This is a genomic window from Gemmatimonadota bacterium, assembly GCA_009838845.1.
In the GTDB taxonomy this organism is placed as follows: Bacteria; Latescibacterota; UBA2968; order UBA2968; family UBA2968; genus VXRD01.
Window position 1 is genome coordinate 18,746 of sequence record VXRD01000002.1, and the last position, 8,733, is coordinate 27,478.

The 8,733-nt window shown below is 52.5% G+C and carries 4 protein-coding genes; 3 read left to right on the top strand and 1 reads right to left on the bottom strand.

From position 1 onward, the window contains the following. Positions 1-181 precede the first annotated feature (181 nt). Genes F4Y39_00180 through F4Y39_00190 form a run of 3 tightly spaced genes read left to right on the top strand, consistent with a single transcriptional unit; the run spans position 182 to position 6,983 of the window. Positions 182-3,154 (top strand): hypothetical protein, encoded by a 2,973-nt coding sequence (locus F4Y39_00180; protein ID MYC12119.1) that lies wholly within the window; start codon positions 182-184, stop codon positions 3,152-3,154. 8 nt (positions 3,155-3,162) lie between these two features. After that, positions 3,163-3,876: a TIGR02206 family membrane protein gene (locus tag F4Y39_00185; GenBank protein ID MYC12120.1), complete on the top strand. Its 714-nt coding sequence runs from the start codon at positions 3,163-3,165 to the stop codon at positions 3,874-3,876. Next, complete coding sequence (locus tag F4Y39_00190) at positions 3,873-6,983, top strand: GHKL domain-containing protein (GenBank protein MYC12121.1); 3,111 nt, start codon at positions 3,873-3,875, stop codon at positions 6,981-6,983. Before F4Y39_00185 ends, F4Y39_00190 begins: the two co-directional genes overlap by 4 nt. Here the strand turns inward: F4Y39_00190 and F4Y39_00195 are convergent. After that, complete coding sequence (locus tag F4Y39_00195) at positions 6,955-8,502, bottom strand: hypothetical protein (GenBank protein MYC12122.1); 1,548 nt, start codon at positions 8,500-8,502, stop codon at positions 6,955-6,957. The two genes, F4Y39_00190 and F4Y39_00195, sit on opposite strands and share 29 nt — an antisense overlap. Positions 8,503-8,733: the final 231 nt, after the last annotated feature.

The following is an 8,733-nucleotide window of genomic DNA, read 5'->3' on the forward strand; positions in this document are numbered from 1 at the left end:
TTGGTTCACCTTTCAAGACGTTTGGTTGGGGCGAAAAGTTTTAATGATGGTTGAATTTTTTCATATTTTGAAGAAAAGTGGCTTCATGGTTAAATTTTTTACTTTAACTCACTCCTGACAACAGAGCCGTCATCGCGGCAATGTTTAAGCCGCGATCCAGAAGGTTTCACAGAGGTATTATATGCAAATTCTGATTCTATTCATAGCTTTTGCGAGTACAGCGAGTTTGGCGAGTGCCAGTGAATTAAAGAACTATTTGTTCGATATGGGTGCTGCAGATTCAAAGGTGGCATCGGGCTATATACGGGTGACGCCAGGTGATGTCTATACGGCTGAACGCGGGTATGGGTTTACCTCGCGGGTTTCCGGTGCGGTTGAAGCTGCCGAGGCATTTTCCTATTTTGGCGCGTTGTTGACGGATGGTGTTGGTGGGCGCTACGGGCGTCGGGACTATGCGCGAGAGGGGCTGGTGTTTCGGGTGGATGTGCCAGCGGGGTATTATATGGCTGAGATCGGTGTGCCCGATGGTCCGGATGCGCGGTCGCTACAGGTTTATGTGAATGGCGTTTTTGCGGCGCGTACCAGGGATGACCCGATGCGTCAGAGGGGGTGGGATCAAACACCACCGGCACTGTTGCGTTTTCCGGTGTCTGTGTCGGGAGATTCTGTGCTGATTCGCATTGAGGGTGTGGGCAGTGGCAAGCTCTATGAGTCGCAGCGGGTGGGGTTGATGTCCGTGGCGTTGCGTCCCAGCTATCCCCATTTGTTTCAACGGGTGAGTGGTCGTTTAGAGCCGGTTGATCCCGATGTTGTATTAGATCCCAATTTGCAACAGGGGCTTGCCTGGTATGATCGCGGAGATTTTGAGGGTGCCGCATCGGATTTTCGGAAGGCAGACGTTGCACCGTCAGTGAAAGCCGAGCTTCTGTTGTGGACAGCAGGCCATGTGTCTTGTCCGAATCACCGCGCTTTAATAGAGGAGGCTCTGGATTTATTAAAAAGAGATACTGCGGATGTTCGAAGTCAAAATCGCGTGCGGGATGTTCTTACTTATTTAGAGGGTCTTGATCGGGTTGAAGCGCGCAATTGGAGTTGGGCAAGGGAGAAGTTTGGGATGGGTCAGGGCGGTCGCTTATGGTATGCACAGGTGCATCTTCGCCTGGTTGCGAGCGATCCCGGAGAGCCACTTCGATTTCGCGCATTGTACGCTCTGGGCAAGGTGTATTTTGGCTATTTTATGGAGTTGCATGATGTGCGTTTTGTCGAGGCGTCGGATGAAATTTTTTTGGAGCTTCGAGAGGCATTTCTGGAAGATCGGATGATTCGCATGTATTTGGGTGAGCGTTTCGCTTATGACGATCCCAGATATACCGAAGGCGCAGAAGATGCGCCGGTCTGGGCGGCAAAACAGCGCGAGGCGCTCAAGCGGCTGCTCGATGTGATTCATTACTGGACGGATGAGCGGCAGGCTGAAAATGGCGAGATGGGTGGGCATTATGAAGATGATTGTGAGATGTTTCGGCATTGGCAGCCCGCCCTTTTTGCGGCAGATGATGCGCGCGCTATCAGGGCAATACGGCGTATGGCCGATGGGGTTTGGGATAGCGATTTGATTGCGGATGGATATAGCAAGCGAGCGTATGATGTGGAGCATTCTTCAGAGCTGATTTCCGATACGCATCCGATTCTTCTGGCAGCGGAATACGGGAATCCTGAGTATGTGGAACGCGCGATGGCAACGGCGCGGGTGATGCGTGATGTTTGGATAGGTAAGACCGAGCGGGGCAATTTGCATTTTAAGTCGATGCGCATTGGGGCGCACGAGGTGGATGAACGGACGCCGTATAATGTGGATTTGCCGTATAATGCGCGGGCGGTGAAACCGATTCGATGGTTGGCCTGGTACAATCGACACCCAGAGGCTGTGCGTCTGATTTCGGAGTGGGGAAAAAGCTGGGTTGAGGCGATTGCTCGAGAGGCAGATGGAAAACCCGCAGGGGTGATTCCGGCGGCAATTACGTTTCCGGAGAATAAGCTGAGCGGTCCGGGAGATACGTGGTATGATACGGGTATGGGATGGCTTTATTCTTTTCCGAGTGCTTCGGGGATGATTTACGATCATCTTTTGGCTGTTTGGTGGATTACGGGGAATGAGGCTTTTTTGCAATCGCACCGCGATGGGCTGGCGATTCTCGAAAATTTGGATGATCTGCCCGCAGATGCCGAGGTCGGCTCTCGCGCCTGGGCTTTGCGCCGGGTGCTGGATCCGGGACGCTTTTCGAGCTATCGGTTGCTTACGGGTGATGCGCGATACGATGCCCTGTTTCGAGAGGGTGGGTCGAGTTATTTGCGATGGCGATTGACGGGTGATGTGTCGTATCTAATTTCGGGGTGTGAGCATAGTATTAATAGTATGCGGATTAACCGCCCGTTTCTGACTTCGGAAGTTTATTTTACGGATCGCGTGTTTGTTCGAGGGGCTGAGCATTTGCTGGCGATGTACACAGGTGATGTGACCCGGGCAGGCGATTTTCCGAGTTTTGCCGTGACGTGGAAGAATACGGGTGCTGATTTTGCCGCGCTGGTGACAGAGAGCAGCGATAGGGTGTTGCGTGTGTTGGTTTATAATTTTGAGGCTGAGGAGAAGATTGTGGGTATGCGTCTGTGGCGTTTGGAGGATGGGGTTTATTCGGTTGTCGGCAAAGGGATGGGTCAGGCAGATATTTTTCGGCGGGATGGGGTGCGTGTTCGACGGGGAACAGAGGTTGTGGTTGATTTGCCCTCACGAGTATTGATGCGGATTTCGATTGATCTTACAGGTGAGGTTCAAGAGGTGGCTGAGTATTTGCCAGATGCTGGTATTTCCGCGCGCGATGTGGTGGTGGATGGCGATAGCGTGCGGGTGACGGTACACAATATTGGTACTGTGGATGTTGAAAATTTAACGGTTGCTCTGTACGATGGTGAGACGGCTCTGGGGCGCAGGGTAATTCAGAATTTAGAAGCGCCTCTGGATTTGTTGCCGAGAACAAAGCAGGTCGCGTTTTCCATTGGTTCTGATATGCCGGATGTTGTTACCGTAGTTCTCGATCCCGAGGAGAAGTTGGAAGAGATTACGCGCGTGAATAATCAGGTGACTGTGGCTGTGAAATAGGTGGAGAAATGATGCCTTCAAGCCAGTTTGAGTTTTTCGGTTTTGCTCACATCGCTGCGATGGGCGTGATTCTCGCTGTGCCGATTGTTTTGACGCTTGTTGTCAGGCGGCTGGATTCGGAGAGGACGACTCAGGCAATTTGCTGCGCGTTTGCGGGGGTGATTGCGCTCAACGAGGTGCTGAACTGGAGCTATCGATTGGCGACGGTTGGAGTGCATGAGTTTGTGCGGGAGTATATGCCGTTGCATGTTTGTGGGATTGCTGTTTTTGCGGCTGTGATTACGCTCGTTTCCCGGCGGCAGACGGCTTATGAGATTGCCTATTTCTGGGGGCTTGTCGGCGCGACGAATGCGGTTGTGACGCCTCAGCTTGAGTTCGGCTATCCGCAGTATCGCTTTTTTCAATATTTTATCGCGCATGGCGGTATTGTGGCTGCTGCGCTGTTCGCCACATGGGGCCTGGGTATGCGGCCGACAGCGAGATCGGTGTTGCGCGTTTTTGTTTTGCTAAATCTTCTGGCGATTGTTTTGATTGGCGTCAATTTGATGCTGGGGAGCAATTATATGTTTCTCTGCCAACCGCCTGATACAAAATCGCCTTTTTTCTTTGCGCCGTGGCCGTGGTATCTCTTATTCCTCAATGGGGTGGCATTGGTATTATTTTATGTGCTGTTTATTCCGTTCGCGAAGAGAAAGTTATACGCTTCAAATTCGTTGAGATGATAGATCAATACGCAAAATGCCTGATTCTCTTGATACTTGTGGGCGCGAGTGCGTGTTTTGCGGCGACGCCTTTTACGCCTCGTCACCCGGATCCCGTGCATGAGTCCTGGCGCTGGCGATTTTTTCCAGAGTTGAAGGGGCAGGGGGCGTCGTGTTTGGTGGAGGATGGGGATGGTAATTTTTTATTTGGAACGGATGATGGTATTTATCGCTATGACGGGATGAACTGGCGCGTTTTTCCGTTTGATGAGGGGATGGTGGGGGCGCAGATCAATGCGCTTTACGTCGCTCGGGACGGAGGTGTTTATGTGGGGTCTGATCGGGGTGTTAGTCGTTTCGAGAATGGGACATGGGAACGGGTATTTCCATCTGAGGGAGAATGGAATACCTATGATTTGATGGAGGCAAAAGATGGAAGCCTGTGGGCGGGTACGGAGTGGGGTGCGCTCAGGTTGACGCCGGATGGGGCAAGGTTGTATGTGGCTGCGGAGGATACGACAGGTGTTCGGGAGATGGTGTCCGATGCGGTGACTTTTGTTGTGGTTCCTTTGGTCAATCGGAGGTTGATGGTTTATGACGTGTGTGAAGGGTCCGACGGAGCGATCTGGTTTGGGACTTACGACGGCGATTTGATTCGTTTTGATTTTGCATCGGGCTATCGGCGTTTCAGTGGGGAGGATGGGATCGATCAGGGTACGTATCCGAGGATCTGTGTGACAGAGGATGGCGTTGTTTGGGTTGTGTATGGTGACAATAGCAAGCGTGTCAACCGGTTTGACGGGGAGAAGTGGGAGGCTCTCGAAGTTGGTGATCTGGGTCGCGATCACTATTATACGTCTATTCTGGAGAGTGGGGATGGGACGCTCTGGATTGGCGGTAGCCGTTTAATTGCCCATAGGGATGGTGTGTGGCGTGTCTATGATTCGAGCGTGTCTTCGCATCATATGGAACTCCACGAAGCCACGGACGGCGCGCTCTGGATTGTGGGAAGGGGAGAAGAAGCTGTGCGTCTGGATTTGAGTGAGAACCAGACGCAGACTTATGAGGGTCTCATTTTTCAGTGTGATACGCCCGATGGAGCACAGTGGTTTATCTCACAGGATAACGGCGTTGTGCGTTATGATGAGCAGGGGTGGACGCGGTTTGGGGTGGAAGATGGTTTGATGGATACGCCGAGTAAGCTTATCGCGACGCGAGATGGCGCGCTTTGGGCTGCAGGCAACCACGAGCATGTCGCGGCTACAGCGCGGTTGGATGGTTCTGTATGGATTCTTAAACGCCACCCTCAGCTTTCCTGGAGTGTTGATCCGCGTGCGGTTTACGAAGCGTTTGATGGCTCTTTGTGGTTTGCCGCGGCTGAGGATTGGTGGTTATATGATTTTCTCGGTGGGGTCGTGGTTTTCGATGGGACGAGTTGGACACATCACACTGCTCCGGGTATTACGCATTATGCTCGTGGGATCGGGCAGAGTTCTGATGGGATTTTGTGGTTTGGCGGGCGATTGCTCGGCTTTGATGGGGTGCGAAGCGTGCCGTTCACGGGTCCAGGGGTGTTGGCTGAAGATTTTATTGATGCTGTCTGTACCACGCCACGGGGCGACCTGTGGTTGGGGTCCCAAACTTATGGGGTGTTTCGGTATGACGGGACGGAGTGGCTGCGGTTCGATTACGGAGACGGGCTGGCGGACAATAGGGTGCGAAGCATTTTTCAGGATCGGGACGGTGCGATCTGGGTGGGGACAGCAGAGGGGGTCAGCCACTTTGATGGGCGTACATGGTTAACACAGGCTTTACCTCCTGATTTTCCGCGCACAGAGTTTTATGATCCGATTCTCCAGTCTCGAGACGGGACACTCTGGCTCAATTCTGTATCTGATGTAGATGCCTGGTACAGACGGTCGGAATCTCGGGGTATAGCAGCACCCTGTACTCTGCGTACTATCCGATATGTGCCAGAGACCGATCCACCTGAGACCCTGATGTCCCTTGCTCCGGATGAAGTGTCTGAGGATGGAGAGATAACTTTTGCGTGGACAGGGACAGATCTCTGGCGAAGCACATTGCGCGAAGATTTGCAATTCGCCTATCGTTTGGATGGCGGGGAGTGGTCGCCATACAGTGGGCATTCGGTCCGTTCTTTTGAGAATCTGGATGTGGGGGCGCATACGTTGGAGGTTAAAGCGCGCGATCTGGCGTTTAATGAAGATCCTGTGCCGTCGCTGGTGCAATTCAATGTTGTTCCGCTGGTGTGGCGCCGTCCGTGGTTTATTGGGTTGATTTCAGGGTTTGTGATTCTCACGGGGTATCTGGTCTCGCGGATTATTGTCAGGGATCGGAGGCTGCGGAAAGCAAATGAAGATCTTGCATCTGCTAACGAGACGCAGCTTTTGCAGTCCGCGCGTCTGGTGTCGCTGGGGCAAATGGTTGCGGGTGTGGCACACGAGCTCAACCAGCCGCTGACGGTTGTCGAGACGACTGCTGGGGATATTTCCCTGCGGCTGATGGAGGGGATACCGCTTGAGACGGATGAATTGCGGGAGATGATGGCGGATGTTCGGGGTGTGGTCAACAGGATGGCGGGTACTGTCGATCATTTGCGCGTGTTTTCGCGCGATGCGTCCGAGGAGCCGCGCCAGGCGATGGATGTGAATACGGTGATTGAGAGCAGTCTGAAGTTGATGGGGTCACAGTTCGAGAATCACGGGATTGATCTCGTGCTGGATCTATCCGACGCGCTCCCAGAGGTCTGGGGACATCCGCATCCGCTCGAGCAGGTGGTTCTCAATTTGCTGTCCAATGCCCGGGATGCAGTGGATGAGCGGGCGGAGATGGAGGGGATGGGTTATGATAAGTGGATCTGGATCCGGGCACGGGCTGAGGATGATGCGGTTGTTATCGAAGTGGAGGATAATGGGGTTGGGATGGATGAGGCGACCCGGCAACGTCTTTTTGAGCCTTTTTTTACGACTAAGGATGCGGACCGGGGTACGGGTTTGGGTTTGTCGATTATTTATGCTATTGTTCGCAAGCACAATGGGCAGATTACTGTGGAGAGCGAGCAGGGCGTGGGGACGACGTTTAAGGTGATGTTGCCGGTGGAGGAGTAGTAGGGGTTTCTATATAGGACGCATACGCCGATCGCACGATTTCTTCGGACGGTTTGTCGCGAATAGAATACGTGCGGCGACGTGCCCAGTATCTCGCCCACCGTTCGTCGCTGGCTATCCAATTATCCCAATAGAAGACACCATTTACTATCCCAGGGTACTGAGTCAGGGTGTTGATTAATGCCTTGTAGATGTTGGCCTGAGTTTCCCGCCCGTCATCCAGTCCATTGCGGTTCGAGTCGGTAAATACGAATCGCCGGTTTTGCGCTGATGCATCACCCGGTCGTTCGGGTGTTTCAATCACGTCCATAGCACCGTATTCGGTAAACACGATGGGCCGGTCGGGATTTCTGTTCGCAAGCGGAATGAGATGATTTTGGAATATCTGCCTGTAACGCGTCTGGAAACTTTCGACGCTCAGTACCGTTGACGGACGAGAGTCCGTCAGTGGAAACCACGCACTGATGCCAATGATGTCGAGATTCAGGTCTGTCCATAGATGACCTGCGCCCGATCCCGGTCCGTAAAAGTGGGATGCCGTGAGTACGTCGTAGTGCATGTCATAGGTTAGCAGGCCACTGTACACGGCACGTACGCTTTGCACCATTGATCTGAGTTCTCGACCAAACGCATTTGTCATATAGCTTCCTGAACGCGTGCGAAAGAGCCGGTCAGTCTCCGTTCCCAACGAGTATAAACGCACGCCCTCGTCCTCTGCTATTCTGGCGAAGTGTACCGCCTGTTGCGTGTAGGTTGCCCAGAATTCGGCGACAAAACGCCGATGATGCGGATGATCTGGACGCCAGGGCCAGTATTGGGGCAATATCAACCCATAGATATTCGGATTATCAGGCGGAACGCCGCCAGGAGCCGGGTCTCCGAGTTGCCACCTGCGTACCGGACGTGCGGCGGTTTCAGCCTCATAGGCTTCGAATGCCAGGGTCAGATAGACGTCTATCCCGTGATTTCTAAATTCTCGGATCAATTGTCTGAGTGCTTCATCTGAAAAAGTGGGAATATCTACATTTGATGCGTACACGCGTTCGACTGTGCTGTCCATGCTGTCGTCGTAATGCAGCGCGACGGATAGGCCGATCCAGTTTACATGCAGGCTCTTTAGCCATTGGATATAGTCCAGAGGTATGAGCGTTCCGATCCTTCCAGCGGCTTCCCATTGATCTACGACATAGCCAGTATCTCCCCAATTACCCGCAGCATGAATGGCGCGTAGTGGAAAATTTATTTTCGTGTCTATCGCCTGGGGCACTGTTTTGCCAAAGTTGCTGGCAAAGATCAGAAAGTCCGAAAATGCAATCGCGCCATCGCCATTCAGGTCGAATCGGTCTTCATATTTCTCATCACCACGACTCGTCCCGAAGTGTTCGACAAATAGCAAAAAGTCTGGAAGATCCACGACGCCGTTTTCGTCAAAGTCGGGGAGAGGGCTGGATTGTGATGCATGCGCGAGAGATAGACTGGTCCATAGACAGACCACAAGCGGGATACACAAACGCTTCATGCTGCACCTTTCTGTGCGTTGTTGAAAAGAACACGCGCCCAAAATATATTTTCACGGGTGATAGGTAAAGCGTATTTGACCTGTTTCATTGAGAAAAGCCCAAGGTTTGTAGGAGGACGTTGGGCTTTTGTGTGGTTTGTTCTCATTAGTTTCGTGCCATATCCCAATGATATAAGATGAGTTACATCAATTTTTATTTATACGACAATTTTGTTGACGACGGTCTTGTTG

Excerpts from the sequence above, each read along its gene's own strand:
- F4Y39_00180 (MYC12119.1), top strand. The coding sequence starts at position 182 with ATGCAAATTCTGATTCTATTCATAGCTTTTGCGAGTACAGCGAGTTTG.
- F4Y39_00185 (MYC12120.1), top strand. The coding sequence starts at position 3,163 with ATGATGCCTTCAAGCCAGTTTGAGTTTTTCGGTTTTGCTCACATCGCT.
- F4Y39_00190 (MYC12121.1), top strand. The coding sequence starts at position 3,873 with ATGATAGATCAATACGCAAAATGCCTGATTCTCTTGATACTTGTGGGC.
- F4Y39_00195 (MYC12122.1), bottom strand. The coding sequence starts at position 8,502 with ATGAAGCGTTTGTGTATCCCGCTTGTGGTCTGTCTATGGACCAGTCTA.